Source organism: Ruegeria sp. BB10 (genome assembly GCF_056535725.1).
The window spans coordinates 510,685-536,413 of record NZ_JBQFIW010000001.1 but is presented as its reverse complement, the minus strand read 5'-3'; the positions used below and the strand labels follow the sequence as shown (position 1 = coordinate 536,413).

The 25,729-nt window shown below is 56.8% G+C and carries 28 protein-coding genes, 1 tRNA gene and 1 pseudogene; 12 read left to right on the top strand and 18 right to left on the bottom strand.

Annotated features, from left to right (window positions below; all coding sequences use genetic code 11):
* Nucleotides 1-22: 22 nt before the first annotated feature.
* The gene (locus ACR3EP_RS02775) at nt 23-910 is read left to right on the top strand and encodes an ABC transporter permease (protein ID WP_480638989.1); all 888 of its coding nucleotides are present in this window, start codon (nt 23-25) and stop codon (nt 908-910) included.
* Complete coding sequence (locus ACR3EP_RS02770) at nt 907-1,713, top strand: ABC transporter permease (RefSeq protein WP_170348272.1); 807 nt, start codon at nt 907-909, stop codon at nt 1,711-1,713. The genes ACR3EP_RS02775 and ACR3EP_RS02770 overlap by 4 nt, the downstream gene beginning before the upstream one ends.
* A 103-nt stretch (nt 1,714-1,816) precedes the next feature.
* Here the strand turns inward: ACR3EP_RS02770 and ACR3EP_RS02765 are convergent.
* Both ACR3EP_RS02765 and ACR3EP_RS02760 read right to left on the bottom strand, forming a co-directional pair.
* Nucleotides 1,817-1,893, bottom strand: a tRNA-His gene (locus ACR3EP_RS02765).
* Nucleotides 1,894-1,940: 47 nt separating this feature from the next.
* Nucleotides 1,941-2,423: a GNAT family N-acetyltransferase gene (locus ACR3EP_RS02760; protein WP_480636212.1), complete on the bottom strand. Its 483-nt coding sequence runs from the start codon at nt 2,421-2,423 to the stop codon at nt 1,941-1,943.
* A gap of 77 nt (nt 2,424-2,500) precedes the next feature.
* Between ACR3EP_RS02760 and ACR3EP_RS02755 the strand changes: the two genes are divergently transcribed.
* Nucleotides 2,501-2,689, top strand: a complete 189-nt coding sequence (locus tag ACR3EP_RS02755; protein WP_170348270.1) for a DUF6324 family protein — start codon at nt 2,501-2,503, stop codon at nt 2,687-2,689.
* Nucleotides 2,690-2,693: 4 nt separating this feature from the next.
* Here the strand turns inward: ACR3EP_RS02755 and ACR3EP_RS02750 are convergent, their stop codons facing one another.
* Nucleotides 2,694-3,125, bottom strand: a complete 432-nt coding sequence (locus tag ACR3EP_RS02750) for an MmcB family DNA repair protein (protein ID WP_170348269.1) — start codon at nt 3,123-3,125, stop codon at nt 2,694-2,696.
* Between the two features lie 115 nt (nt 3,126-3,240).
* On the opposite strand from ACR3EP_RS02750, the gene ACR3EP_RS02745 reads away from it, so the two are divergent.
* Nucleotides 3,241-3,561, top strand: a complete 321-nt coding sequence (locus ACR3EP_RS02745; protein ID WP_170348268.1) for an ArsR/SmtB family transcription factor — start codon at nt 3,241-3,243, stop codon at nt 3,559-3,561.
* Entirely contained in the window at nt 3,558-3,983 is a 426-nt protein-coding gene (locus ACR3EP_RS02740; RefSeq protein WP_170348267.1) for an SRPBCC family protein, read from the top strand. The genes ACR3EP_RS02745 and ACR3EP_RS02740 overlap by 4 nt, the downstream gene beginning before the upstream one ends.
* Before the next feature lie 216 nt (nt 3,984-4,199).
* On the opposite strand, the gene ACR3EP_RS02735 is transcribed toward ACR3EP_RS02740, so the two are convergent.
* The 5 genes from ACR3EP_RS02735 to ACR3EP_RS02715 all read right to left on the bottom strand — a co-directional run bounded on the left by ACR3EP_RS02735 (nt 4,200) and on the right by ACR3EP_RS02715 (nt 7,409).
* Entirely contained in the window at nt 4,200-4,505 is a 306-nt protein-coding gene (locus ACR3EP_RS02735; protein WP_170348266.1) for a hypothetical protein, read from the bottom strand.
* A 59-nt stretch (nt 4,506-4,564) separates the two neighbouring features.
* A complete protein-coding gene (gene nusB / locus ACR3EP_RS02730; protein WP_480636209.1) occupies nt 4,565-5,047 on the bottom strand; it encodes a transcription antitermination factor NusB in 483 nt (160 codons plus the stop codon).
* Nucleotides 5,044-5,595: a 6,7-dimethyl-8-ribityllumazine synthase gene (locus ACR3EP_RS02725; RefSeq protein WP_170348264.1), complete on the bottom strand. Its 552-nt coding sequence runs from the start codon at nt 5,593-5,595 to the stop codon at nt 5,044-5,046. Before ACR3EP_RS02725 ends, nusB begins: the two co-directional genes overlap by 4 nt.
* A 2-nt stretch (nt 5,596-5,597) precedes the next feature.
* Nucleotides 5,598-6,719, bottom strand: coding sequence for a 3,4-dihydroxy-2-butanone-4-phosphate synthase (gene ribB / locus ACR3EP_RS02720; RefSeq protein ID WP_170348263.1), 1,122 nt, complete (start codon nt 6,717-6,719; stop codon nt 5,598-5,600).
* Between the two features lie 102 nt (nt 6,720-6,821).
* Nucleotides 6,822-7,409, bottom strand: a complete 588-nt coding sequence (locus ACR3EP_RS02715; RefSeq protein ID WP_170357806.1) for a riboflavin synthase — start codon at nt 7,407-7,409, stop codon at nt 6,822-6,824.
* Between the two features lie 138 nt (nt 7,410-7,547).
* Between ACR3EP_RS02715 and ACR3EP_RS02710 the strand changes: the two genes are divergently transcribed.
* From ACR3EP_RS02710 to ACR3EP_RS02700, 3 genes are all read left to right on the top strand, one after another.
* On the top strand, nt 7,548-8,846 hold the full coding sequence (locus ACR3EP_RS02710; RefSeq protein ID WP_480636206.1) for a capsule biosynthesis protein: 1,299 nt from the start codon (nt 7,548-7,550) through the stop codon (nt 8,844-8,846).
* 92 nt (nt 8,847-8,938) lie between these two features.
* Nucleotides 8,939-10,069 (top strand): polysaccharide biosynthesis/export family protein, encoded by a 1,131-nt coding sequence (locus ACR3EP_RS02705; RefSeq protein ID WP_170348260.1) that lies wholly within the window; start codon nt 8,939-8,941, stop codon nt 10,067-10,069.
* Complete coding sequence (locus tag ACR3EP_RS02700; RefSeq protein WP_480636204.1) at nt 10,069-12,069, top strand: capsular polysaccharide biosynthesis protein; 2,001 nt, start codon at nt 10,069-10,071, stop codon at nt 12,067-12,069. The genes ACR3EP_RS02705 and ACR3EP_RS02700 overlap by 1 nt, the downstream gene beginning before the upstream one ends.
* On the opposite strand, the gene ribD is transcribed toward ACR3EP_RS02700, so the two are convergent.
* The 6 genes from ribD to ACR3EP_RS02670 form a co-directional block, all read right to left on the bottom strand.
* Nucleotides 12,066-13,166 (bottom strand): bifunctional diaminohydroxyphosphoribosylaminopyrimidine deaminase/5-amino-6-(5-phosphoribosylamino)uracil reductase RibD, encoded by a 1,101-nt coding sequence (gene ribD / locus ACR3EP_RS02695; protein ID WP_480636202.1) that lies wholly within the window; start codon nt 13,164-13,166, stop codon nt 12,066-12,068. The genes ACR3EP_RS02700 and ribD overlap by 4 nt on opposite strands.
* Nucleotides 13,163-13,633: a transcriptional regulator NrdR gene (gene nrdR, locus ACR3EP_RS02690; RefSeq protein WP_005983889.1), complete on the bottom strand. Its 471-nt coding sequence runs from the start codon at nt 13,631-13,633 to the stop codon at nt 13,163-13,165. Before nrdR ends, ribD begins: the two co-directional genes overlap by 4 nt.
* A gap of 121 nt (nt 13,634-13,754) precedes the next feature.
* Nucleotides 13,755-14,168, bottom strand: coding sequence for a secondary thiamine-phosphate synthase enzyme YjbQ (locus ACR3EP_RS02685; RefSeq protein WP_170348257.1), 414 nt, complete (start codon nt 14,166-14,168; stop codon nt 13,755-13,757).
* Between the two features lie 18 nt (nt 14,169-14,186).
* Nucleotides 14,187-14,585 carry a hypothetical protein gene (locus tag ACR3EP_RS02680; protein WP_480636200.1) on the bottom strand — a complete coding sequence of 133 codons (399 nt, stop codon included), beginning with the start codon at nt 14,583-14,585 and terminating at the stop codon, nt 14,187-14,189.
* Nucleotides 14,586-14,663: 78 nt separating this feature from the next.
* On the bottom strand, nt 14,664-15,167 hold the full coding sequence (locus tag ACR3EP_RS02675; protein ID WP_480638988.1) for a DUF4166 domain-containing protein: 504 nt from the start codon (nt 15,165-15,167) through the stop codon (nt 14,664-14,666).
* Nucleotides 15,168-15,212: 45 nt separating this feature from the next.
* Nucleotides 15,213-15,650 (bottom strand): thiol-disulfide oxidoreductase DCC family protein, encoded by a 438-nt coding sequence (locus tag ACR3EP_RS02670; protein WP_170374718.1) that lies wholly within the window; start codon nt 15,648-15,650, stop codon nt 15,213-15,215.
* A gap of 324 nt (nt 15,651-15,974) precedes the next feature.
* Between ACR3EP_RS02670 and ACR3EP_RS02665 the strand changes: the two genes are divergently transcribed.
* Nucleotides 15,975-16,979: a helix-turn-helix domain-containing protein gene (locus ACR3EP_RS02665; RefSeq protein ID WP_480636198.1), complete on the top strand. Its 1,005-nt coding sequence runs from the start codon at nt 15,975-15,977 to the stop codon at nt 16,977-16,979.
* Between the two features lie 201 nt (nt 16,980-17,180).
* Here ACR3EP_RS02665 and rpoD read toward each other — a convergent pair whose 3' ends face one another.
* The 4 genes from rpoD to ACR3EP_RS02645 form a co-directional block, all read right to left on the bottom strand.
* On the bottom strand, nt 17,181-19,169 hold the full coding sequence (rpoD, locus tag ACR3EP_RS02660) for an RNA polymerase sigma factor RpoD (RefSeq protein ID WP_170348252.1): 1,989 nt from the start codon (nt 19,167-19,169) through the stop codon (nt 17,181-17,183).
* Between the two features lie 114 nt (nt 19,170-19,283).
* Entirely contained in the window at nt 19,284-21,233 is a 1,950-nt protein-coding gene (gene dnaG / locus ACR3EP_RS02655; RefSeq protein ID WP_480636196.1) for a DNA primase, read from the bottom strand.
* Nucleotides 21,234-21,313: 80 nt separating this feature from the next.
* Entirely contained in the window at nt 21,314-21,610 is a 297-nt protein-coding gene (locus ACR3EP_RS02650; RefSeq protein WP_480636194.1) for a hypothetical protein, read from the bottom strand.
* Between the two features lie 149 nt (nt 21,611-21,759).
* On the bottom strand, nt 21,760-23,190 hold the full coding sequence (locus ACR3EP_RS02645) for a Glu/Leu/Phe/Val family dehydrogenase (RefSeq protein WP_170374714.1): 1,431 nt from the start codon (nt 23,188-23,190) through the stop codon (nt 21,760-21,762).
* Between the two features lie 327 nt (nt 23,191-23,517).
* Between ACR3EP_RS02645 and ACR3EP_RS02640 the strand changes: the two genes are divergently transcribed.
* From ACR3EP_RS02640 to ACR3EP_RS02630, 3 genes and pseudogenes are all read left to right on the top strand, one after another.
* The gene (locus ACR3EP_RS02640) at nt 23,518-25,200 is read left to right on the top strand and encodes a TadE/TadG family type IV pilus assembly protein (protein WP_480636192.1); all 1,683 of its coding nucleotides are present in this window, start codon (nt 23,518-23,520) and stop codon (nt 25,198-25,200) included.
* Nucleotides 25,197-25,364, top strand: a pseudogene (locus ACR3EP_RS02635) (TadE/TadG family type IV pilus assembly protein); the annotation flags it as partial. The gene ACR3EP_RS02640 and the pseudogene ACR3EP_RS02635, both read left to right, overlap by 4 nt.
* 120 nt (nt 25,365-25,484) lie before the next feature.
* Nucleotides 25,485-25,727, top strand: a complete 243-nt coding sequence (locus ACR3EP_RS02630) for a hypothetical protein (protein ID WP_226688819.1) — start codon at nt 25,485-25,487, stop codon at nt 25,725-25,727.
* The last annotated feature ends 2 nt before the right edge of the window (nt 25,728-25,729 follow it).

Genomic DNA, 25,729 nt, shown 5'->3' with positions numbered 1-25,729 from the left:
TTGCCAGTCAAAGAGGCCCGCCATTTTCTCGTTCTGCACTGATCCCGAAACACTCGGCACGTTCCACTGGTTCTCGTGTTATCTGACCAACGGTGTGCATTGGGTGTTCTACCTGTCCTTCTTCAAGGTCTTGCTGTTGCTGGCCATTACGGCGCCGGTCGCGCTGGGTTTTGGGTTTTTGGGCGCTATGGCGGCTCGGTCGCATTTCTTGCCGCTCAGCCTGCTGGGCAAAGGTTATATCGCCGTCGTGCGCGGTGTGCCGGATATTGCCTTCTTCATGTTCTTTGTGATCGCACTGGATCAGGCGTTCGAATGGACTCGTCATCAAATACTGTGCCCGGAATGGACTGATCCGATCCGACAGGGCAATGACTTTATCGTCTGTCAGGCCGCCAAGCTGCCGCTTGGCACTGCCCCCGAATGGGTACACGAAACTTACGGCTTCTTTCTGGCCGTCATCACATTCTCAATCGTTTTCGGCGCCTTTGCCGCCAACGTACTATTTGGCGGTATGCGCGCTGTCCCACGTGCTCAGCTGGAAACGGCCGAGGCCTATGGCATGACCCGCCGCCAGACTTTCTGGCGCATTCTGGTGCCACAAATGTGGGTATACGCCCTGCCCGGCCTGTCAAACCTGTGGATGGTACTGATCAAGGCTACACCGCTGCTGTTCCTGCTGGGCATCGAAGACATCGTTTATTGGGCGCGCGAGCTGGGTGGGTACAAGAACCCGAAATTCACCCAATACCCGCATGGCGACTGGCGCATGTGGTACTTCCTAGCCCTTCTGGTGTTCTACCTGGGCATGACCCGAGTCTCGGAAATCGGTCTTGAACGGCTGATGCGTCGCCTGTCCCACGGTCAGGCGACCTCGGGCGGAGAGCTGCTGCGCAAGGAGACCACCGCATGAGCTGCTTGCAAACGATCCAGGATTACGGCCTGCGCTCGATCGGGATTGGCGAACGTCTGTTGCCACGAAACGATTTTACCCTGTGCGAACAGTTTACCCTGATCGGCTCGGGCATGATCTGGAACATCTATTTCGGGATCATGGCGCTGGTGACCGGGTTCTTTCTGGCCACCGCGCTTGCCATGGGCAAGGCTTCCACGAATAAGTGGCTGCGCAAACCGGCAGAGTGGTTCATCTTCTTGTTCCGAGGCTCACCGCTGTTTATCCAGTTCTTCTTCGCCTATTTCTTCTTCCTGTCGCTGAAGCAGAGCTATCCGTTCCTCGACGCGCTCACCTCGGCCTGGCTTGGCGCGCTGATCGTGCTGTTCTTCAACACCGCCGCTTATTCCGGCGAGATCTTTTATGGCGCGCTGCGGTCGATCCCCAAGGGTGATATCGAGGCTGCTGATGCCTATGGCATGACGGGCTGGGCACGGTTCCGCCGCATCGTGTGGCCAACCATGCTGCGGCTGGCCTGGCCTGCCTATACGAACGAGGCGATCTTCCTCTTTCATGCCACTACGCTGGTGTTCTTCTCGGCCTTCCCGGTCTGGCAGCAACGTGGCGATGCGCTGTACTACGCGGGCTATTTTGCGGACAAAACATTCAACCCGTTCATCCCCTACCCGATTCTGGCCTTCTACTTTATCCTGCTGACCCTCGTGGTCATCTGGAGCTTTGGTCGCGTGAATAAGCACTTGAACCGACATTTGCCCGCAGAAAAGCGGAGCAAAATGAAGCTGAAACTGAACCTGGCGCGCTAATCACAGGCGCGCCAGCCGTCAAATCTGCCAACAACTACAGCAAAATCAGTCACTGCTCCAAGCAGCACATTTTGCACGTTTTTTCAGACTATATTGAGGGAGATGGTACCGCCTCCCTGGCTTGAACAGGGGACCTCTGGATCCACAATCCAGCGCTCTAACCAACTGAGCTAAGGCGGCACTCGTGAGGGGCGATGTACCGAACGCGTCCAAGGAATGCAAGAGGATTAAAGCCGAATTTTCCAGCTTTGTTCGACAAGATCGACACCAAAGGAATGCACCGGCTTACTGTCCAGCAACTGCCATCCATTCGCACGATACAGCGCACAGGCCGCCCTGTGACTTTCGTGGGTCCAAAGCCGCATTTCAGCGTACCCTGCACCACGCGCATAGCCCATACAGGTGTCCAGCAAGCGCTTTCCCAAGCCCCTCCCCCGTGCTTCGGGCAGCAACAGAAAGAGCCGTAGTTTTGCAGTTTGTTCGTCCAATGCGACGCAGAATATGCTGCCAAGTCTTTGGCCGTCGCTTTCCGCTATCCAGCCGCGTTCACACGTCGGATCATGGCTGGCCACAAAATCCTCCAGAATGCTCTGCACCAAAGCGCCGAACGAGGAATCAAACCCCTCGTCGCGCGCATAATACCGGCCGTGCTGCTCTACTAGCCAGGGTGCATCAGTGGCGCGAAAGGGTCTGATCTGAATATTCTCCATACCTCATCAGACCGCAAAGGCAGCTTGATTCTCAACCCTTTGCGCGTTAGCACGAACGCCTAGTCCCGGAGGCGAACATGGGCATCAATACCGAACGCGACATTCAGGCAAACCTGCAGATCGGGCCCACTGATCACGGCATGGTGCGGCTATTCATCGAGGCAGACAACATCGAAATCCCAATGGATTTCGACCCCGAAGAGGCCGAGGAAATCGCGGATGAAATTCGCGCTGCTGCTCAGGCCGCCCGCGCTGTCCAAAGCTAGTCGCTTAAATCCTGGGATCACGTAGCGCTTGCAACCTGCGCGCCGCGTCGGTTGCGAATTTCTGGATCATCTTCTTGCGCCGCGCCGGTGCAACCTTGTCTTCCGGCGCCATGCGCACAATCTCGGCGTCATAAGCGTCGGCGATGATCAGACCGGTTTCCGCAGGAAGCAGATCGGTTGGAAAGTCGATATCGACGGCCCAGAAGAATCGATCACACCACTCCAGATAGCCCTGCCATTTGGAATCGGACTGATAATCCGCCCGACTGGATTTACATTCGATCACCCAAAGCTCGCCCTTAGGGCCCAGCCCCATAACATCGACGCGCAGCCCACGCATCGGTACGAATTCTTCAACTGAAACAAAACCATGCGCCGACAAATGGCGGGCCACGCCGCGGGCCAGCTTTTGTCCGGGTTGCAGATCGAGTGTCATTTTAGAAATGTGAACAATTCGTGAACAAAAATCAAGAACCACTTCAGGCTTGACACAATACCATTTGGTACTGCATTCAATGTGATACCAAAAGGTATTACGAATGGTGAAGCACATGCAGCCTCAAACCCAAAACGCATTTCGTGCGCTGGCCGACCCTACCCGCAGGGACATCGTTCAGATGCTCGCCGCGCAGGACATGACCATCGCTCAATTGACCGAACGGTTCGACATGACCCGCGCCGCCGTCAAAAAGCATCTGACTGTCTTGTCGGATGGCGGTCTGATCTCGGTCGAGACACGCGGGCGGGAACGTATCAACCGACTGGAACCAATGGGGATGGCCCCTGTTCTCGACTGGTTCAGCTATTTCGACCAGTTCTGGGACGACCGCCTGAACAAACTGAAAGAAGCCATTGAAAGGAAAGACACATGACACATACCGTTCTGCAAAAAACGATCTTTCTACGGGCCGAGCCCACAACCGTCTGGGCCTATTTGACGGACCCCGACCGTCTGGCCGAATGGTTTCACAAACCCGAACGCCCGCTGGCCGCCGGACAAAAGCTTGAGATGTTCGGAACAACCAGTGGTGATCTGTTGATCTGGGGAGAAGTGCGCGTTGCACGCCCACCGGAATACCTGGAATACACATTCACCGTCAAACCCATGGGGGACGCCGTCAGCGTGGTGAAATGGACGCTCGAACCCGTTTCGGGCGGCACACGGCTTGCGTTGCAACACGAAGGGCTGCCTCAGAGTGCCGAAGCCTTTGGTCTGATCCTGTCGCTCGATAGCGGCTGGGATGAGCATTTCGTCAAAATGCGCACCGCCCTGCACGAAACAGTCGATGCCTGACCCCTTGTGCAAACCCGCCGCAACCCCTACTTAGGCGCGTGGCGGGTTCTGCCCTTCTTGTGATAGGTAGCATTCTGGTGGCCTTAAGCAATTCCGAGGGGGCTGGCTCTGTTCAGGTCCTGGCCTGATTACCTGGCGCCCACCTGTACATACAGGTCCTCGGGAATCACACCGCACGGTTGACTGGCGGTCCCGCCACATTTTTCTGAAGCAAAATTACTTCGGCGCAGGCGCGTTCTGTTGAACTGCAACAGGTTCAAAGCTGTGTACGACGGGTGAGCCACGACGCGGACCACCCGGTTTCTCTGCCAAGCTCATGATGGAATAGGCAAATTGAACACCTGCGAAGACAATGCCGTTCATGAACCAGATCATGAACAGCGCTATCAGACCGATATCCGAACCGCTGATCAAACCGCGCAAATTGGCCACGTTAAGCGCCAACAGCACCCCGACAAAGATGGCCGAGATGACAAATCCCCAGATAACCTGAGTGATGTACAATCGGATCAGTTTGGGCATGGCGGACCTCATTGCGCTTGTACAGTCAGTGTAGCGCGTGTCGGACCATGGTAAAGGCGTCAGAACGCCTCGGGCTGGGCCTCGCGCGCCATGTGATCCAGCACGGCGTTGACGAATTTTGGCTCTTTGCCTTCCGGGAAAAAGGCACGGGCTACATCGACGAACTCGGTAATGACGACTTTGGGCGGAGTGTCGCCCTGAGTCAGCTCCGCCCCGGCGGCACGGAACGTGGCGCGCAAGGTCGGGTCGATGCGCGCAATGGGCCATTTGGCGACCAACGCGCGGTCGGTCATCTGGTCAATGGGCGCCTGATAGTTCACGGCGTCCTCGACCAGTTTGCGGAACACGCGGATATCGCCGTCCAACATCTCTTCGCCCTCATAGACAGCGCCGAACCGGTGATCCAGAAACTCATTCACAACCTGTTCGGTCGTCTGACCTGACTGCTCCATCTGGAACAGAGCCTGCACGGCATAAAGCCGGGCGGCGGATTTCATCAGGCGTTTCTGGTTGGCCGGTTTCGGCACATCTGTCTGGGTCATGCTGTCGTGGGTCCGTTGCTGTCGCCCGCCACAAGGATGGACTCGGACGGGGGCTTGAAGCCAACGCCCTTTTGTGAGGCGCCCCACTTACGGCTGAGTGCGATCAGATGCAAGGCCGCAGCGGCAGCTCCGCCACCTTTATTCATCTTTTCTGGATTTGCGCGGACTTCGGCCTGATCGTCATTTTCCACCGTCAGAATACCATTGCCGATGAGCAGACCTTGCAAACCCATCAGTTGGATGGCGCGACTGGAGTCATTGCACACCGTTTCATAATGCGTGGTCTCGCCACGAATGACGCAGCCCAGCGCGACGTAACCGTCGAAATTGCACTGACGGTCAGCCATAGCGATGGCGGTCGGGATTTCCAACGCGCCGGGTACTTCGACCACGTCACAAGTACCACCAGCCGCTTCGATCTCGGCTTTTGCACCGGCTACCAGATTGTCGGCGATGGCGCGATAGAACGGGGCGACCACAATCAGCAGTTTCGCCGGTTTGTCGAAGGTTGGTGTCGGCAGGACGCCGTGTTTGTCTTGTTCAGCCACGATCAGTCATCCTTAAGGATTGAGCGGGTGCCGACGATGGACAGGCCAAAAGCGTCGAGCCCCAGATATACAGTTTCCGGCGAATCTGTCAGCAGTACCAACTCCTGGATACCCATCTTGGACAGGATCTGCGCGCCCAGGCCGGTTTGCTTGATGGTGCGCGGGCCTTCGTCCTCGACCGCGTAAAGCGAGTTGCGCGGCTGACGGAACAGACACACCACGCCGCGGCCCTCTTCGGCGATCTTTTCCATTGCCCGCGGCAGTTCGCGAGAGGATTTCGGGCCCAGACCCAGAATATCGGGTGCTTCGTGCAGGGCGTGTGTGCGGGTCAGCACCGGGTCGGGTGTGGTGATGTCACCTTTGATCATGACGACATGTTCGATGCCGTGGGTCTGATCGGTGAAAATACGCAGCTCCCACTCTCCGCCATATTCCGAGGTAACAGTCTCACGCGATGTTTCGACCACCAGATTGTCATTGCGAGACCGATACGCAATCAGGTCGCTGATCGTGCCGATCTTCATGTCATGTTCTTTGGCGAATTCGACCAGATCAGGCAGACGCGCCATGGTGCCGTCAGCCTTCATGATCTCACAGATCACGCCCGAAGGGTTCAGCCCAGCCAGACGCGAGATATCCACGGCGGCCTCGGTGTGGCCCGCACGGACCAGCACCCCGCCGCGCTTGGCGCGCAGGGGAAAGATGTGGCCGGGGGTGGCGATATGCGCCATCGTGTTCTGTTCGTTAATCGCAGTGGCGACCGTCAATGCCCTGTCAGCGGCGGAAATGCCGGTCGACACGCCCTCACGCGCTTCAATCGAAACGGTGAATGCAGTTTCGTGTCGGGATGAGTTGTTCACCGCCATCATCGGCAGTTCAAGGGCGTCCACCCGTTCGGCCGTCATCGGCAGGCAGATCAGCCCGCGCCCATGTGTGGCCATAAAGTTGATCGCGTCGGCATCGGCAAACTCGGCGGGGATCACCAGATCGCCTTCGTTTTCACGATCCTCGTGGTCGACCAGAATATACATCCGGCCCTTGCGCGCCTCGTCGATGATGTCTTCGATCGGGCTGATCGCGTCGCGCAGCTGGGCTTCGACGGGTCCTGGGGTTTCAAAGCTCATGAGGCAGCCTTTCACAGAGCATGTTTGACCCGGTGGATAGACTACCAGACGGTCAAAGGCCAGAGCACTTGCGGCACCAGGCAATCCCGGCGCGACGTAGTTTCAGGACATTTCGGCCAGGCGCGCGACGTAGCGGGCCAGTGTGTCGATCTCAAGGTTCACCTTGTCACCAACCCCTACATCACCCCAGGTTGTGACTTCCTTGGTGTGGGGGATGAAATTGATACCGAAATCACAATCATCCACATCGTTGACGGTCAGCGAGGTTCCATTCAATGCAACCGAACCTTTTGGCGCGATAAACCGGGCCAGTTCTTTGGGTGCGCGCAGGGTCACGCGCGTGCTGTCGCCTTCGTCCTGCACGGCGACCACCTCGGCCACACCGTCCACGTGACCTGAAACGATATGACCGCCCAGCTCATCCCCGACTTTCAGGGCGCGTTCCAGATTGACGCGCTTACCGACCTGCCAACTGTCCAGATTGGTTTTCGAAACCGTCTCAGCGCTGATCTGCACGTCATACCAATCATCGCCCAGCGCGATCACGGTCAGGCACACGCCATCACTGGCGATCGAGGCGCCGATATCAATTCCCGCCGTGTCGTAATCCGTTTTGATCCGGGCCCGCAGATCGCCCTGCTGATCCAGCTCGGTGACGGTGCCGATATCGGTGACGATCCCTGTAAACATTCTGCTAACCCTCAGCTCTCAACCTGATCCAGTGTTCCAAGCCGAGGTAAGCGCAAGCGGCGTGACGGGCAAGCCCCACCTTGCCGGGAAAGGTCGAAACAGGCATAATTTCCTGAACAAAAGGCAAGAGCAGTAGTGATGTCACCCGACGCCAAAGGCCTGAACCGCCGTGTTTTCCTGTTTTTGCAGGGACCGCATGGCCCGTTTTTCAACGGGCTCGGGCGTATGCTGCGCTCTACGGGGGCCGAGGTTTGGCGCGTGGGGTTCAACGCCGGGGATCAGGCGTTCTGGTTTGACAAGGCCTCGTACATCCCATTTCTCGACACGCCCGAGCTTTGGCCGGACAGGTTGTCTGAGTTGATCGCAGATCGCGAAATCACGGATATTGTACTGTACGGCGACACGCGCCCAATTCACGCCAGCGCCGTTAAGATTGCCCAAGGCAACGGCGCCACTGTTCACGTGTTTGAGGAAGGTTACCTACGCCCCTGGTGGGTAACGTATGAGCGGTTCGGCTCAAACGGAAACTCACGCCTGATGTCTTTGGGCGTCGATCAGATGCGACATGCACTGAATCAGTCGACAGCGCAGACACCACCGCCACCTTCGCATTGGGGGGATATGCGGCAGCACATCTTTTATGGGGCGCTCTATCATTGGTTTGTATTGTTTCGGAACCGGCGTTATCGAAACTTCCGGCGGCATCGCGACCTACCTGTATCAAAGGAATTTGGCTTGTATTTCAAACGGCTGGCACTGATGCCGTTTCACCGGCTTCAGCGCCGCTGGGCCACAGCGCGCGTTCTGGGGAGCAGTCACCCTTACCATCTGGCACTGCTGCAACTGGGGCATGACAGCTCGGTTCAATCCCATTCGAACTATTCCTGCATGTCTGACTTTCTTGCGGACGTAATCCGTGGTTTTGCCATCGGCGCGCCCGCGCATCATCGGTTGGTGGTGAAGGAACACCCGCTGGAAAACCACCGCGAACCACTACGCCACCGTGTGTATGCGCTGGCTCAAGCGCATGGAATTGCGGATCGCGTGCATTATGTGCCCGGCGGCAAGCTCGCCAAGCTTCTGGATGGTGCGAGTTCTGCCGTAACGATCAATTCTACTGCCGGGCAGCAGGTTTTGTGGCGTGGCATCCCGCTGCGCATCTTTGGCAAATCGGTCTATGACAAACCCGAATTTGTATCGCGCCAACCATTGGCGGCGTTCTTTGCGGACCCGATGCCCCCGGATCAGGATGCCTATCAGGCCTATCGCCGGTTTTTGTTGAAAACGAGTCAGGTGCCCGGAGGATTCTATTCCCGCCGGGGTCGCAGGCAGCTTTTGCGTGGCGTGGCGGATATGATACTGAACGCCGCAGACCCCTATCAATCCGTCCTGTCCCACAAAGAGGCGCAGACGCCACAGTTAAAGCTTGTTGAGTAAAACTGGCCGGTTGGCGCTAGAAGTTATCGCGCGAACCGGGTAGCCTGCGCCCAACAAAAGACCATAACAAAAACGACCGAGGATTACCGGCAGTGCAGCGCTTTCCAATCCGATGGATACGGGGGATATCCCTTGTGACCGCAATTGGCCTGTTGGCCGGGTGTCAACTTCCGAAATCAGGGCCCAACAAGTCTGAAATTTTGGCGGGCTCCACGGAAAAAGGTGGCAATGCTTTTGTGGTCGAAGTTGATGACCGCGTCGCAAAGGCCACTTCGGCCATCCCTCAATACGGGTTTTCGTCCTCTTTTCGCAGTGCGCAACGCCTGGCGGCAGACACTGTTCGCCCCGGTGACGTCCTTGGTTTGACGGTCTGGGAAAACGTCGATGACGGCTTGTTGTCCGGTGAAATAAGCTCCTCCACTATCCTAGAACAGATACAGGTCGACAGCGACGGTTTTATCTTTGTGCCGTATGCCGGACGCATCCGAGCCTCGGGCAACACGCCCGAGCAACTGCGCCAACTGATCACCAGCGAACTGCAGGAACAAACACCTGATCCGCAAGTCGAAGTGCGCCGTGTCGCAGGGGATGGCGCAACCGTTTCGCTTAGCGGGGAAATCGGGGCAGCGGGCATTTATCCAATCGAGCGGCCAAGCCGTACCCTGTCCGGAATGCTGTCGCGGGCCGGCGGCGTTGCCGTAGGTTCGGACATCGCGCTGGTGACGCTGATCCGCGGAAATGACCGCGGGACGGTCTGGTATGACGATCTGGTGCGTAATCCCCAGTTGGACGTCGCGCTGCGCGGCGGAGACCGCATTCTCGTCGAAGCTGACAGCCGTTCCTACATCGCGCTTGGGGCCACCGGGCAGTCGCGCGTGGCATTCGACACACAAGACCTTTCGGCGCTTGAAGCTCTGGCGCAAGTGGGCGGCTTGCAATCCCTGTCCTCGGACCCGACCGGTATTTTCGTACTACGTAAGGAACGGCAGGACATCGCGCGCAACGTCATGGGGCGCCAGGATCTGCAAGGTGATCAGCGCATGATCTATCTGCTGAACCTGACCGCGCCCAATGGATTGTTCGTCGCTCGGGACTTCGTCATCCGTGACGACGACACGATCTATGTGACCGAAGCCCCGTATGCGCAGTGGAGCAAATCGATCTCGCTGATCGCCGGTGGACTGACACCGGTTGCAAACGTCGCCACGCTGACGGGCGGCTGATGCAACTTGACCCAACAGCCGGGGCACAACGGACCCGGTTGCTTGTCTATAACGGTGGTTTCCTGACCCAACGCCGCATACGGCGCATCCTACACCTCAAGGGTTACGACATCCGGCTGGGTCTTCCCCGCGACGGAGACGTAGTGGGTGTTTGGGGCAACAGCCCAACTGCGCATCGCGGCTTTAGCATCGCGGCCCAACACAACGCACCGATTCTGCGTGTCGAAGACGCCTTTTTGCGCTCGTTACATCCTGGGCGGACGGGTGAGCCGCCGCTGGGTCTGTTGCTTGATCGGTCGGGCGTTCATTTCGATCCTGCGCAGCCTTCGGATCTTGAAACCCTTCTGGCCACGCATCCGCTGGACGATACCGCCCTGCTGAACCGGGCCCGATATGGGACCGAAAGGATGCGCGAATTGCACCTCAGCAAGTATTCTGCCGTCGATCCCACCCTGCCCCCACCTGAACCGGGTTACGTTCTAGTGGTCGATCAGGCGCGAGATGATGCCTCGGTCACGGCCAGCGCGGGTGATGACGCACGCTTCCGCGAGATGCTGGTCATGGCACAAGAGGAAAACCCCGGTGCCCGTGTCCTGATCAAGACACATCCCGAAACCGCTGCCGGACATCGCAGCGGGTATTACTCGGATCAAGATATGACCGACCGGGTTTCGTTTGTAACCGAGCCCATCAGCCCATGGACTCTGCTAGAGGGTGCGGTCGGCGTCTACACCCTGTCATCGCAGTTGGGCTTTGAGGCTATAATGGCTGGCCACAAGCCGCGTGTCTTTGGCCAGCCCTTCTATGCCGGATGGGGGCTGACACAGGATGAGGTCTATTTCCCTCGCCGCCAGCACAACCTGACCCGGGCACAGTTATTTGCCGCAGCAATGATCCTCTATCCTACATGGTACGACCCATACCGGGATCAGCTGTGCGAGTTGGAAACTGTGCTGGACACGCTCGAGGCGCAAACGAGGGCGTGGCGTCAGGATCATAAGGGGTGGACAGCCTCCGGCATGCGGCTGTGGAAGCGCAAACACCTGCAAGAGATGTTCGGTCGCGAAAAGAAGATTCGCTTCACTCCGACCCCGCCCGATACACCCGACTGCCCGCATATGGTTTGGGCCAACCACGCCCGCGATGCAGAAGACGCGATCAGGATCGAGGACGGTTTTCTGAGGTCCCGCGGGCTTGGCGCCAATCTGGTGCCGCCCCTGTCTTTGGCAACGGACGATCTGGGCATCTACTACGACCCGACACATCCAAGCCGATTGGAGGAATTGATCACCGCACGTGAAACCCTGCGCCCAGATCAGGAATTGCGGGCCGAACGGTTGGTGGCGCAGATCGTTTCGGGCCAACTCAGCAAATACAATACCGGCGGAGCGCCCCCGGAACTGCCCGAAGGGCATCGCATTCTGGTTCCGGGTCAGGTCGAGGATGATGCCTCAATCCTGCTTGGCACTACGACTGTCCACACAAACACCGACTTGCTGAGGGCCGCGCGTGAGGCGAACCCAAATGCGATCCTGATCTATAAGCCGCATCCTGATGTCGAGGCCGGACTGCGCGAAGGGTCGATTGGCGACGAAAGTCTCGCCGACGTGATCGCCACAGACACCGATCCAGCCGCGCTGCTGGCCCAAACACACGAAGTCTGGACGATGACCTCTTTGCTTGGGTTCGAGGCCCTTTTGCGCGGGGTCAGTGTGACCACGCTTGGGGCCCCTTTTTATGCTGGGTGGGGGCTGACGAACGATTTGGGAACGGTACCGGCGCGACGTGGCGCAAGACCGTCCATCTTGGGTTTGGTTCATGCCGCGTTGATCGATTATCCACGATACCACGATCCGCTTACCAGTTTGCCCTGCCCTGTCGAAGTCGCGTTGCAACGCCTGACAGAGGGCAATGAACGCAAGGGCGGTATATCTCTGCGCTTGTTATCGAAACTGCAAGGCGCGCTTGCCACGCACGCTCGCCTATGGCGTCGCCGCTAACGTAGCGCCCTCGCCCAGCGATGCAAAACATCCGGCCCGATGGCGCGGGTTTCGATCAGGTCAAACCGGGGGGCCGCGTCCAACTTGTCCAGCTCCATTGATCCAATGGCGGGCAAGCCTTCGGCACCAATTGTCAGCCCCGCGCTAAAGCCCACCAGCTCGTCCACCAGATCATCGGCCAGCAAGGACGCCGCAAGCGCCGACCCACCTTCGCAGAAAACGCGCGTCAACCCGGCGTGCCCAAGTTGTTGTAACAGGTCAGCGGCATCTATGTGATGTTCCTGCAGCGCACAGGGGATCAGACGTGCGCCCAGCCCCTCCCACGCGCGGGCCCGATCGGCATCAGGGGACGGACCATGGCATAACCAAACCGGTATCTCAGCAGCCGTACGTGCCAATTGCCCCATCAGCGGAATATCCATGTGGCGTGACACTACCACTCGCACCGGCTGCGCCTCGACCCCCAGATCGCGAACAGTCAGAGACGGATCATCAGCCCTCGCTGTCCCTGCTCCGACTATCACCGCATCATGACGCGCGCGCATCGCGTGGACCGCCCGCCGCGCTTTCGGTCCCGTAATCCACTTGCTGTGACCGGTCGACGTCGCAATGCGCCCGTCAAAACTGCTGGCCAGTTTGAGCGTCACAAACGGGCGCCCCTGTTCCGTCTTCAAGAAAAACCCCGCGTGATCATGTGCGGCTTGTTCCGCCAAAACACCGGTGGTGACCTCAATCCCAGCCTCGCGCAACATGGCAAACCCCTGCCCTGCGACGCGCGGATCGCTATCCTCAATCGCGGAAACCACCCGCGACACACCTGCCTTGATCAGCGCCTCGGCGCATGGCGGTGTTTGACCGTGATGAGAACAAGGTTCCAGTGAGACATACGCAGTTGCCCCTCGCGCGGCCTCGCCCGCTTGGGCCAGCGCCTGGGTTTCACCATGCGGTCGACCACCGGGTTGGGTCCAGCCACGCCCGACGATCCGACCGTCGCGCACGATAACACACCCTACCGCAGGGTTGGGCCAACACGTGCCCTGACCGCGCTGCCCCAATGACAAGGCCAGCGCCATATATCGCTTATCTGTTTCGCTCACTCGTCCGTCGAAGGCTGCGGCGGGCGCAGTTCGTGGACAAACTCCTCGAAGTCATCGGCCGCCTGGAAATTCTTGTATACACTCGCAAAGCGAACATAAGCCACGGTGTCGATCCGCGCCAGAGCTTCCATAACGATCTCACCGATCTTGCTGGACGGGATATCGGTTTCACCCATGCTTTCCAGACGGCGGACAATGCCCGAAATCATCTGGTCGATCCGGTCGGGATCAATGGGGCGTTTCTGCATCGAAATGCGGATCGAACGTTCCAGCTTATCCCGGTCGAAATCCTCTCGTTTTCCGTTGGTTTTGATCACCACCAGATCGCGCAATTGTACACGTTCATATGTGGTAAAACGCCCCCCACAAGCGGGACAAAACCGACGTCTGCGGATCGCGACGTGATCCTCTGCCGGGCGTGAATCTTTGACCTGAGTGTCGATATTACCGCAAAACGGGCAGCGCATTCGCCCTCTCCTCGTCCCTTGTTCCGCTTCTTATTGTAAGCGCAGTGGCTTAGTTATCCACAACTATAGGGCAGCCGCTAGGATTTGGGTAGTCGGAAATTTTAACCGCAAGATCATGAATCTACGCGAAATGCGCAGCAACCTTACGGTGATGCGGCGCAGTTCGATGTTCAAACAGATATATACCCTGCCAAGTGCCCAGAACGGGTTGTCCAGACACCACAGGAATCGACAGGGAAACCGGCAAAAGCGCGGCTTTGATATGGGCTGGCATATCATCGGGACCTTCATAGGTGTGCCGCAGATACGCCATCGACGGGTGATCCGACGGCGGCACCAGCCGATCGAAGAACGCACGCAAATCCGCCTGCACTTCGGGGTCCGCGTTTTCCTGAATGACCAGCGAACAAGAGGTGTGCCGCACGAACAGTGTCAGCAACCCATCCCCCCCGACTGAGTTCAGCCAGTCACGCACATCCGGAGTGAACTCATAAAGTCCGGGACCCCGCGCTGAAATTAAAAACTCGGTCTTCATTAGGTGGACAGGCCTGTATTAGTCAAAGATTGGCCGAGCAGTACACCGGCCATTGGCGGCCGAAACTGACATACTGAAACCCGGCTGAAACCCCGTCGAAAAACCACTGCTTTGCTGCGGAACACCCTCGGGTGCCGTAAGCGAAAACTGCACGGCTGTTCTGCGCCCCGTGGCCTCGCTTGGACCATAACCACGCTTGACGTAAATCCGCTGTTGCCAACTGGCGCCCAGTGTTCTGCGGGCAAAATCAGAGGCCGCACACCAATACCCGTCTATATCGGTCCGCCCGCGAGGGATAACCTCAAAGACTGTGTTGCTAAGCGCTACGGTCTGATAGCCAAACCGAGCGAACGTCGCTGACGCTGGAGTGGTCAATACAAGGGCCGCGAATACGGCAAAAGACATAACCTTTTTCATAATTACACTCTTTCCTGTTTCGAGGTAGGTATTGACCTAGTGTACTCTGAATTCAAACAAACCCGTTTCACGATGAATTCAATCCGGGTCCATCTGTACGTGAACAAGTTTCAACCAGCCGCTATACCGGATCAATACCCCAAGGCCCGGCACTTTGGCCGAGACATCAAAGCAATAATCCCCTGTTTCGCTCTGCCATTCTACGGTTGATGAGCGTGGCAGCAAAAATGCCGGGCAACGAAGACCCAAAATGCTCAGGCCCCGGATGTGGATCAACAGGCGTTCAGCTTCGACTTCGACCTCCAGCCACAGCGTCAGCCAGCCCATCCTTTCACGAACGCAATCTGCGCCGTGATCAAATGTCAGGAGGGATCGAGTCGTGTGGCCATCAAAATCACGTACCCACTGCCATGTGTCATCGTCACGGTCTATCCGAACTTGCACCGGTATGTCGTTGGCGCTTCGAGGAAACCGTCCGAGGTGCAAAGCAAGCCTGATCAGCCACCCTCGTCCCTCGACAATATCGCACCGTCCCGCGTAGTGACCTGTGTTGGAATGCAACTGCTGAAGGGCCAAGGGCACTTCTACCCCGGCAGGAAGGGATTGCAAAAACGGATCGGGTTCCACTCAAAATCCCTCGGGCAAAAAACGGGATCGCAGTGCGGCATCCGGGATCATACAGGTCGGATTGCGTCCGAATATCTTGTACCTGTTACGTGCAATGGCATGATACAGCGGGTCTTTGATCCAGCTGGGCAGGAACCTACAAAAAGACAAGATCGGCCAAATCCCCGGCAGCGCGCCCATCGCCGCGGCGAAGGCATCCAGACGTTGATGTACATTGCCGTTCACGATCACCAGGTTGGTTTCAAAATCCTGCATGGGCAATCCAAGCTCTTGGTACAGCCTTTGCCCTAGCGGCGATTGCGCCGTTGCGAATTTAAAACGCTGCGCTTTATCCCTCATCGTCATGAATTGAAAAAAACCTGAACACAGAACACATTCTCCATCAAAAACAATGGCATCCTGAGCATCCACCAATTCTGAGACGGCAAAGTTTGGCATATCTGTTGCGCCCGTTAGCTTTCCTACCCGCACCCTTTCACCATGGTCCGGACCGGGCAATGCGACATGAGGCCGTCTGTTTCAAACGCGTGAATATGCCGGGGAGCCACCGGTTTTGGTGGTTTTTTATCCAGGGCTCTGACCTCATCCCCACAAGGCGCTAACCCGACAACGGACGGGGAAATACAAAATGTCTGACCTTGGGTCTTGTGTTTGCCGGCCAAAACCATTCGAATTCCAGACATTGAAGCAATACATGGGATCGACAAACGCCCAATACGCAACAACGGCATTAAACCCGATTGAAAACACAGTGGAACAGCCATGGAAGTTGATATCGCCCGCATTCAGTTATTGACCAAAGCGCTTGATCAACGAACAAACGGCACCGAAGCATCTGACCGTATACTGGAAAAGTGTAAACTCTCACGGGATAGAATTGCAGCGCCGACAACAACGTGCAGCGCCCATCAAGAAGCCCTGTTTGCACGCTATGCCTGCGATACCGTCGGAGATATTACCTTTGCCGCGCAGACCGGGTTGCAGTTTTCTTCGTCCTCTAGCCTGACGGCGTATATCAGTAAGTATTCGCGCGACCTGCGGCAGGTGATCGAGAATACCTCGCGCTTTCATATGTTCATCGACCCGGCCATAGCCTTTGCACTACGCCTTGCCGGAAACTTTGCCACTATTGAGGCCGAATGGAAGGATGCCAGTTTTGCCCGGTATCACCGCCGGACCGAATTCCTCATGTTCGCCGGATTGGCCCGCATGCGCACCCTGACGCAATCGAATTTCCGTCCCATTGAGATACGGTTTCAGCACGAGGTTGGGAAAAACAGCGAAAAATTTCAAAAACTTGCAGGGTTTCCCGTTGTTTTCGGTGCAGAGAGACTGGAAATCGTCTTTGCCGTATCTTCGTTGGATTTGCCGGTTCCGACCTACGATTCAAACCTGCGCTCGCATCTTCTGGAATATGGTGAACGCGTCCTGGCAGAGCGACGCTCGCCCAAGCAAAAACTGCGCGCGCAGGTCGAAGGGCTGATTACCCGCTCGCTGCCCGGCACTGTCATTCACGCCGATGAGGCCGCCGCAAATCTGGGGATGAGTCCGCGCACCTTCACACGGCGGCTCAAGGAAGAAGGGGCAACCTATCGCGATATCGTCGATGACCTAAGGTGCGATCTGGCGCAAACATTTATCACCAACGGCATGGCGCTGTCCGAGATTGCCTATTCGCTGGGCTACGCCGATCAACCGGCCTTTTCGACCGCTTTCAAACGCTGGACCGGTCAGGCCCCCAGCACTTTCCGCAGTCGTCTGGATTAATCGGATGCGCTATATGGCTAGTGGCCGGGGGTCATCAGCCGCAAAGCCTCACCCCGGCCTGTCCCATGAGTGGACAATGCGGATATAAAGAGGTGCAGGGGTCTTGCCTTGTGACTTCCCGCCAATTTGATCTTTCCAATGGACAATGTGAAAGCGCGTGGGGTGAAAGAAAAAAGGCGCCACTCTCGGGGCGCCTTGGTTTTATTGATCCAGGAAAGACCGCAGTTTTCGCGAACGGCTGGGATGTTTCAGCTTGCGCAACGCTTTCGCTTCGATCTGACGGATACGTTCGCGGGTCACACTGAACTGTTGACCGACCTCTTCCAGCGTATGGTCGGTGTTCATGCCGATGCCAAAACGCATGCGCAGCACCCGCTCTTCGCGCGGGGTGAGCGAGGCAAGAACCCGTGTCGTCGTTTCCTTGAGGTTTTCCTGAATGGCGCTGTCCAGCGGCAGCACGGCATTCTTGTCCTCGATGAAATCGCCCAGCTGGCTGTCTTCCTCGTCGCCAATCGGCGTCTCAAGGCTGATCGGCTCTTTGGCGATCTTCATCACCTTGCGAACCTTTTCCAGCGGCATCTGCAGCTTTTCAGCCAGTTCTTCTGGCGTCGGCTCGCGCCCGATCTCGTGCAGCATCTGACGGCCGGTCCGAACCAGCTTGTTGATCGTCTCGATCATGTGGACCGGAATACGGATTGTACGGGCCTGATCCGCAATTGAGCGCGTGATCGCCTGACGAATCCACCAAGTCGCATAGGTCGAGAACTTATAGCCGCGGCGGTATTCGAACTTGTCTACCGCCTTCATCAGGCCGATGTTACCTTCCTGAATAAGATCAAGGAATTGGAGGCCGCGGTTCGTGTACTTTTTGGCAATCGAAATCACCAGACGCAGGTTTGCCTCGACCATTTCCTTCTTGGCCTGCCGCGCCTCTTTTTCACCCTTTTGAACCTGCTGCACGATGCGGCGGAATTCGGGGATATCCAGACCGACATATTGCCCGACCTGAGCCATATCGTTGCGCAGTTCCTCGACTTTGGCAGTCGAGCGTTCGATGAACATCTGCCAACCCCGACCGGGTTTTTCAGCCATCTCGGCCAGCCAGTTCGGGTCCAGTTCACGGCCACGATAAGCGTCGATAAACTCGCGACGATTGATACGGGCTTGGTCCGCCAGCTTCACCATCGCGCTGTCCAGCGACATGATACGGCGGTTGATGCCGTAAAGCTGGTCGATCAGCGCTTCGATACGGTTGTTGTGCAGGTGAAGACCGTTCACCAGCTCAACAATCTCGGCCCGTAGCTTTTGATAGGTCTCTTCGTCCTTGGCGCTGAACGTGCCATCTTCGTTCAGCGTGGCCGAAATCCGGCTGTCCTGCATTTCCGAAAGCATCGCGAAATCGGTCGAGATTCGCTCCAGCGTGGTCAGCACCTGATCTTTCAGCGCCGCTTCCATCGCGGCCAGAGACATGTTGGCCTGATCATCTTCGTCATCATCGTCATCATTGGCGATCGGATTGCCATCCGCGTCCAGTTCCGGTCCGCTGTCCTTGGCTGGCTTTGCCGCCTGTACGGCTGACGTGTCGACGACCGGTTCTTCGACATCGCCGTCTTCGTCCAACTGGTTGCCAAATGTGGCCTCCAGGTCAATGACGTCACGCAGCAGAATGTCTTCGGACAACAATTCGTCGTGCCAGATGGTAATCGCCTGGAAGGTCAGCGGGCTTTCGCACAGACCGGCGATCATGGTGTTGCGACCGGCCTCGATCCGCTTGGCGATCGCAATCTCGCCCTCACGGCTCAGCAGTTCGACGCTGCCCATCTCGCGCAGATACATGCGCACGGGGTCGTCAGTGCGGTCCAGCTTTTCCGTTGCAGCACCGGACAACGCAACCTCACGGTTGCTTTCCGTGGTGGTCAGTTCGGTCGAGCCTTTGTTCTCTTCCTCTTCGGCCTCTTCATCTTCGATGATGTTGATGCCCATTTCGGACAGCATCGACATAACGTCTTCGATCTGTTCCGAGCTGACCTGATCAGGCGGCAGCACCTGATTGAGCTGGTCGTAGGTGATGTAACCTTTCTCGCGGGCCTCGGCGATCATCTTCTTGACGTTGGCCTGGCTCATGTCCAACGAGATTTCCTGTTCCTGCTCGTCGGATTTGCGGTCTTCGTTCGTATCCTTGGCGGCCATTCAATGCTCCTGCAGGGATGGGTGATTCGTTTCAACCGAATCATTAGCGCGTAGAAGTGATTCGGCCACCCGTTTACCTGTTTTTCTTTTCCAGTGCCTTACGAAAACACCACTTCACCGGCGTTTCCGTTCAAAATTGATGCCCGACATGATTGCCTTGAACGCATCTTTCTCGTCGCGGTTGATCCGCGCGCCATTGTCGGCGATGTCGAAAACGGCCCTGTCCTCGTTCTGGCTACGGCTTGTGCGGTTGCGTTCTTCGGCGGCTTGCGCCAATCGGTACGTCAACGCCTCATCGGCCAGATCGGACAGTTCCTCTGCAGCTTCGGCAATCTCAGCATCCAACCCCCGGAGCGCTTTGATCTTTGCGAGTTCCTCGGCCAGCGTCATCTCGGCCTTTTCAACGTCGCCTGGTTTGTACACACAGGGGATTACTGCGACATGGCGAAGGGCCAGCAGGTTTTCAAGGGCTTGGGGCCCCAAAGTTTCGGCAATGTGGTCTTTCAGGTTGTCCGGATCATCTACCGCGTGGCGCAGTATCGCATGGCGCAGGGCCGCGTGGTCGGTATCGCGGCACTCCATCTCTTCCAACTCGTGTTCAAACTGGACGACAACATCGGGGTTTAGCGCAGCAATGGCAAGAATAGCCGCTTCGCGCAGTTGAATCTCGGCACCTTCGGACGACGCCAAAAACGATGCCCGCGCGTCGGGCGTTGCTGGCTGTTTCTGCGGTTGCCACTTGCCCCGAGGTTGCCATTGGCGGTTCTCAGATTGCCGCTGCGGGCGGAACAATTGCCACCGCAGATCCTTAATCTCTTGCCCGTAATGAGAGCGGATCGAAGGGTCACGGATCAGTTTGATCTTGTCCCTCAGCACCTTATCCAACGCTGCCTTACGTTCCGGGCTGTCAAAGACCTTGCCTTCGGTTTCGCGCTGCCACAGCAATTTGACCATCGGAATGGCCCCATCCAGCACGGCCTGCACCGCCCCTGCCCCTTCGGCACGCAACAGATCGTCGGGGTCCTTGCCTTCGGGCATCAGGGCAAAGCGCAGGGATTTCCCGGCCTCCAGCAACGGCAGAGCCAGATCAACCGCCCGCAGGGCGGCCCGCAGACCCGCCGTATCGCCATCCAGTGCAATGATCGGCTCGTCCGAGATACGCCACAGCAATTGCAACTGATGCTCGGTAATCGCGGTACCTAGCGGCGCGACCGAAGCACCAAACCCAGCCTCTGCCAGAGCAATCACGTCCATGTACCCTTCGGCCACGACCAAGGGCAGCCCTTTGCCCGCAGACTGCCGTGCGGGCCCGTGGTTATAGAGGCTGCGTCCCTTGTCGAACAACTCAGTCTCGGGCGAGTTCAGATATTTGGCGTTGTCGGCCGGGTCCATCGCCCGCCCGCCAAAGGCGATGCAACGCCCGCGCGGATCGCGGATCGGGAACATGATACGGTTGCGGAACGTATCATAAGGCTTTTTGCCCTTGTTCGACGGCTTGGCCAAACCTGCGCCAAGGATCAAATCCTCGGCCACGTTCTTGCCCCGCAGATGGTCCCACAGCGCCTGCCAGCCATCCGGGGCAAAGCCGATTTCCCATCGCTCCAACACCTGCGCATCCAACCCTCGGCGTGACAAATAATCGCGCGCCGCACCCCCTGCCCCGGTCTTCAGTTGCAGGCGGAAGAATTGCGCCGCCTGCTCCATCACCTCGGCCAGTTGCGAACGGCGGTCCTGCTTTTCCTGTGCTTTGGGGTCTCGTGCGGGCATCGGCATCCCGGCCTCGCGCGCCAGAATCTCAACTGCCTCGATGAACGACACATTTTCGGTCTCCTTCACGAAGCTAATCGCATCACCTTTGGCGTGACAGCCAAAGCAGTAATAGAACCCCTTTTGGTCATCGACATGGAAGGATGCGGTCTTTTCGTGATGGAATGGGCATGGCGCCCACATGTCGCCTTTGCCCTGATTGGACTTGCGGGCATCCCACATGACCTTGCGCCCAACGACCTGAGACAAGCTCAGGCGGGTGCGCAGTTCATCTAGAAATCCGGGGGGCAGCGACATGGGTCAAACTTGGCAGAAATGAAAACGCGCGCCAAGGGGAAGGCGCGCGGTTGTCCACAGAGAAATTGTGATCCTGTGGATTATTGCTGCAAACACAGCTCTAACCAGGCGGCGCCCAGGTCCTTTTTGCGAACGTCGCGCATCTTTTGCTCATAGACCCAAGGAGCGATCAACGGGATGGCGGCGTTGTAGTTTTCGGGCCAAGCCGGGCTTGTATCAGCGACCGCTTGCGGCACGTCGCGCTCCTTGACCCTGTCCAGCCGGGCCTTTTGGATCGCTGCAACGACATCGGCTTGGTACTGGCAACTTTGTTCTTTGGTTTCCTCAGCAGCCAGAGGTGTAGCCAACAACAGGGCCGCGATGGCGGTACGCAACATGGGGATCTCCCGGAATCGTTTCTTTCGCGGCAGCTTACCTGTCAGGCGCACTGCCTGCCATCTTCCTTTTCACCGCTTGCGGTCAATTTAGGCCGGACAGCAACAGGGGCAATCGGATCGTGGCCCGATCGCCCCTGTAATGCAAAGGATCAAAGCCCCTTGGCGCGGTAGCTTTTCGAGACGCGATCAATGGCCACGATATAAGCCGCCGTCCGCAGGTCTTCGACATCATCACGGCTGTGCCAGACCTCGCGCATGGATTGGTAGGCAATGCGCATCGTGTCATCGAGGCCCGAACGAACCAATTCCAGCTCATCCGCACCTTTGAGGTATTTGGCCTTAAAGTCCGGGGACATCGACCACGCATCGCCCAGATACCGGTCCAGCCGCTCCAACTCGCTGACGATCAGCTCGTGGCGCGCTTCTTCCTGACGACGCTGCATCCGGCCAAAGCGGATATGGCTGAGGTTTTTCACCCATTCAAAGTAAGACACCGTCACACCGCCGGCATTCGCGTACATGTCCGGAATGATCACGGTGCCTTTTTTGCGCAGGATTTCATCCGCACCCGCCGTCACAGGACCATTCGCCGCCTCGATGATCAAGGGTGCCTTGATCCGTTCGGCGTTAGCTAGGTTGATGACACCTTCAAGGGCCGCCGGAATGAGGATGTCGCAATCTGCTTCCAGAACCTCGGCACCTTCAGCAGAATGCGTTGCATCCGGATAGTCGCTAACACCGCCATGCTTGACGATCCACTGCCGGACCGATTCAACGTCAATCCCGTCGGGATTATAGAGCGCACCATCCCATTCAACGATACCGACAATACGAGAGCCGTCCTCTTCACTCAGGAACTTTGCGGCGTGATATCCCACGTTGCCCAACCCCTGCACGACAACGCGCTTGCCGTCCAGCTTGCCGGACAGGCCTGCCTTCTGCACGTCCTCAGGGTGGCGGAAGAACTCACGCAATGCGTATTGAATGCCCCGCCCTGTGGCTTCGACACGTCCGGCGATACCACCGGCATTCAGCGGCTTGCCGGTGACACAGGCACGCGCATTGATATCGGTTGTGTTCATTCGTGCGAACTGGTCCGCAATCCACGCCATCTCGCGCTCGCCCGTGCCCATATCGGGCGCAGGCACGTTCTGAGACGGGTTGATCAGATCGCGCTTGGCCAATTCATAAGCAAAACGCCGCGTGATCTGTTCCAACTCATGTTCTTCATACTGCCGGGGATCAATGCACAAGCCACCTTTCGAGCCGCCAAACGGTGTCTCAACCAATGCACACTTGTAAGTCATCAGTGCCGCCAGAGCTTCGACTTCGTCCTGATTCACGGCCAGAGCATAGCGAATACCGCCCTTGACCGGCTCCATATGCTCAGAGTGAACCGACCGATATCCGGTGAAAGTATGAATCTCACCCCGCAGGCGAACGCCGAAACGCACGGTGTAGGTCGCGTTGCAGACCCGGATTTTCTCCTCCAACCCCGGAGGCAGGTCCATCAGGGACGCTGCCCTGTTGAACATAAGGTCCACACTCTCGCGAAAGCTGGGTTCTTTAATGGCCGTCATTTAATCCTCCGTGCCAGCGAACGGTTTACGTTCTGACGTTTTGTCGCACCCATTGGGTAAACGATCAATAATTAAGCAGAAATAAAACTCGAAAAACGCATCAAAAATACTGTGACGGTCGCTGAGTCGCCCAATTCGGCACCTAGTATCGAAATTGTCGCCCAACCGAAGACAGAAGCGCTCATCGCCCGCGAATTATCCCGCTTTTGCTTGTAAATCAGTCAAGTCAGCAGCTTTTTCGCCTAAATCCCGCCACGATTCGGCGTTAATTTTTGAGAGTTAATATTTCCTTAGCAGTTTGGATGTCTGCTCAGCGAGGTCATCAAGATGAATAAGCGCGTATTTCAAAGCGGCTCAAAGAGATCTGATAAAAAGGCTTCGGTCGCCCGCCGTTTCGCCAAAGACGAAGGCGGTGCGGTATTCACGCTTTTTGTACTTATCGGCCTTCTGATGATGTTTGCGACAACCGGTCTGGGCGTCGATATCATGAAGTTCGAACGCGAAAGAGCAACGATGCAAGCGACCTTGGATCGCGCTGTTCTTGCTGCCGCCAATTTGGATCAAGTTGATGTAGACCCCAAGCTGGTGGCTGAAGAGTACATCAAGAAATCTGGGTTGGGTGACGTCAACTACGACATCGAGGTCATTGAAGGCATCGGATCTCGGAAAGTGATCGCGTCGGCAGATAAAACCGTCACAACAAACTTCATGAGGTTTGTGTACATCGACACTTTGACCGCCTCAGCGACAAGTACCGCGGAAGAATCTGTTGGTTCTGTTGAAATCTCCCTAGTTCTGGACATGTCCGGTTCGATGACTCGGGCATCCGCCACGGAAGGCCGATCCAAAATTGCGGTTCTGCGCGATGCGGCTAAAAGTTTCGTGGACACAATGTATGAGAAAGAAAATCCGGATAAGATTTCAATCTCGATCATCCCCTACGCCACGCAAGTGAACGCGGGCGAGGATATTCTGGGCAAGTTCACAAACGTAACAAATGAACACAATTACTCGCATTGCCTGAACTTTAGCTCATCAGATTTCCGGCAGGCTGCTTTGGACCCAACCGCCTCGTTTGACCGCACCGCCCATTTTGATCGCTATCGGACAAGCAGAACGCAATGGGAAGAACCCAGGTATCTTACTTGCCCAACGCGGGACGGTAGTGAAATCACCGCTCATACAAACGATATCGAAAAATTGCATGACCGGATCGACGATCTTACGGCGCAGGGCAACACTTCGATCGACATCGGCGTAAAGTGGGGCATGGCGTTGCTGGACCCCGATTTTCAGGACATCATAAATGACTTGTCGGCACAGAGAGTCAGCTCGTCTTCGACCGAGACCATTGTTCCTGCTACTTTCGGTGACCGTCCGAAAAACTATGAAGACGATGTAGAAAAAATTCTCATTGTGTTTACCGATGGCGAAAATACCTCACAATACAGGCTGGAAGAAGATCTGCGTGACGGGAATTCGGATGTCTGGTTCAACGCTGGATACACGCATTGGGACGGCAAAGTAGGTGAATACAGCGTCAGAATTACGGAACCTGGCGTAGAACCGCCTGTTTATTATTGGTCCCGTCAGCAGGAATACCGCGACCACGCCCATGGCGATCAAGAGGATGGAGATGCCATTCGCCTGACTTATCCACAATTGTTCAATCGTGCGTCGCTGCGCTGGAATGCCGAAAACAACTACCGCTTTGACAGCAATCGTATCAACAACTGGTACTACGGTGCATATAACTCTATCGGTTCGTCCACTAAAAATATTCGCACTTCGGATATTTGTGCGGCCGCTAAGGATAAGGGTGTGATCGTCTACGGCATTGCTTTCGAAGCACCTGCAGTCGGCGTGACCACCATCGAGGATTGCGCCAGCAGCCCCAGCACAGTTTATGCAGTAAACAGCGATGGGACGTTGGGCAGCGCCAATCTGACCCTTAAACAGGTGTTCGAATCCATCGCTGCTTCGATCAAACAATTGAAGTTGACGCAATGACCCGTGGGTTTCTGAAAAGTATACTACGGTTCAGACGGTCCGAGAAAGGCGGGTTGGCGGTTGAGTTCGTCATCTTGTTCCCCTTGTACCTCGTCGTCATACTGTGCGCTGTGGAATATGCACTGGTTTCCGTAAAACAAGTTATGCTGGAACGTGCTGTCGATATGGTTGTCCGTGATATTCGCCTTGGGACCGGATCAGGGCCCACGCACGATCAAATCAAGGATGCAATTTGCGAAAGATCCCTCGTAATTGACGATTGCACGAGTAACTTGCAGCTGGAAATGATCCGTCAGAGCGCCTTCACTGGCGTCACGCTGCCTGTGTCACCGGACTGTACGGACCGTGCGGAACCGACAAAACCCGTTCGGGAATTCACGAATGGTCCGGCAAATGAGCTGATGATCTTGCGCGCTTGCGCACAGATTGATCCGGTTTTCCCCGGATCAGACATGGCAGTCGCCTTGGTCAGTGACGATGGCGTGATCTCTCTAACTTCAACGACCGCTTTTGTTCAGGAGCCTTGATA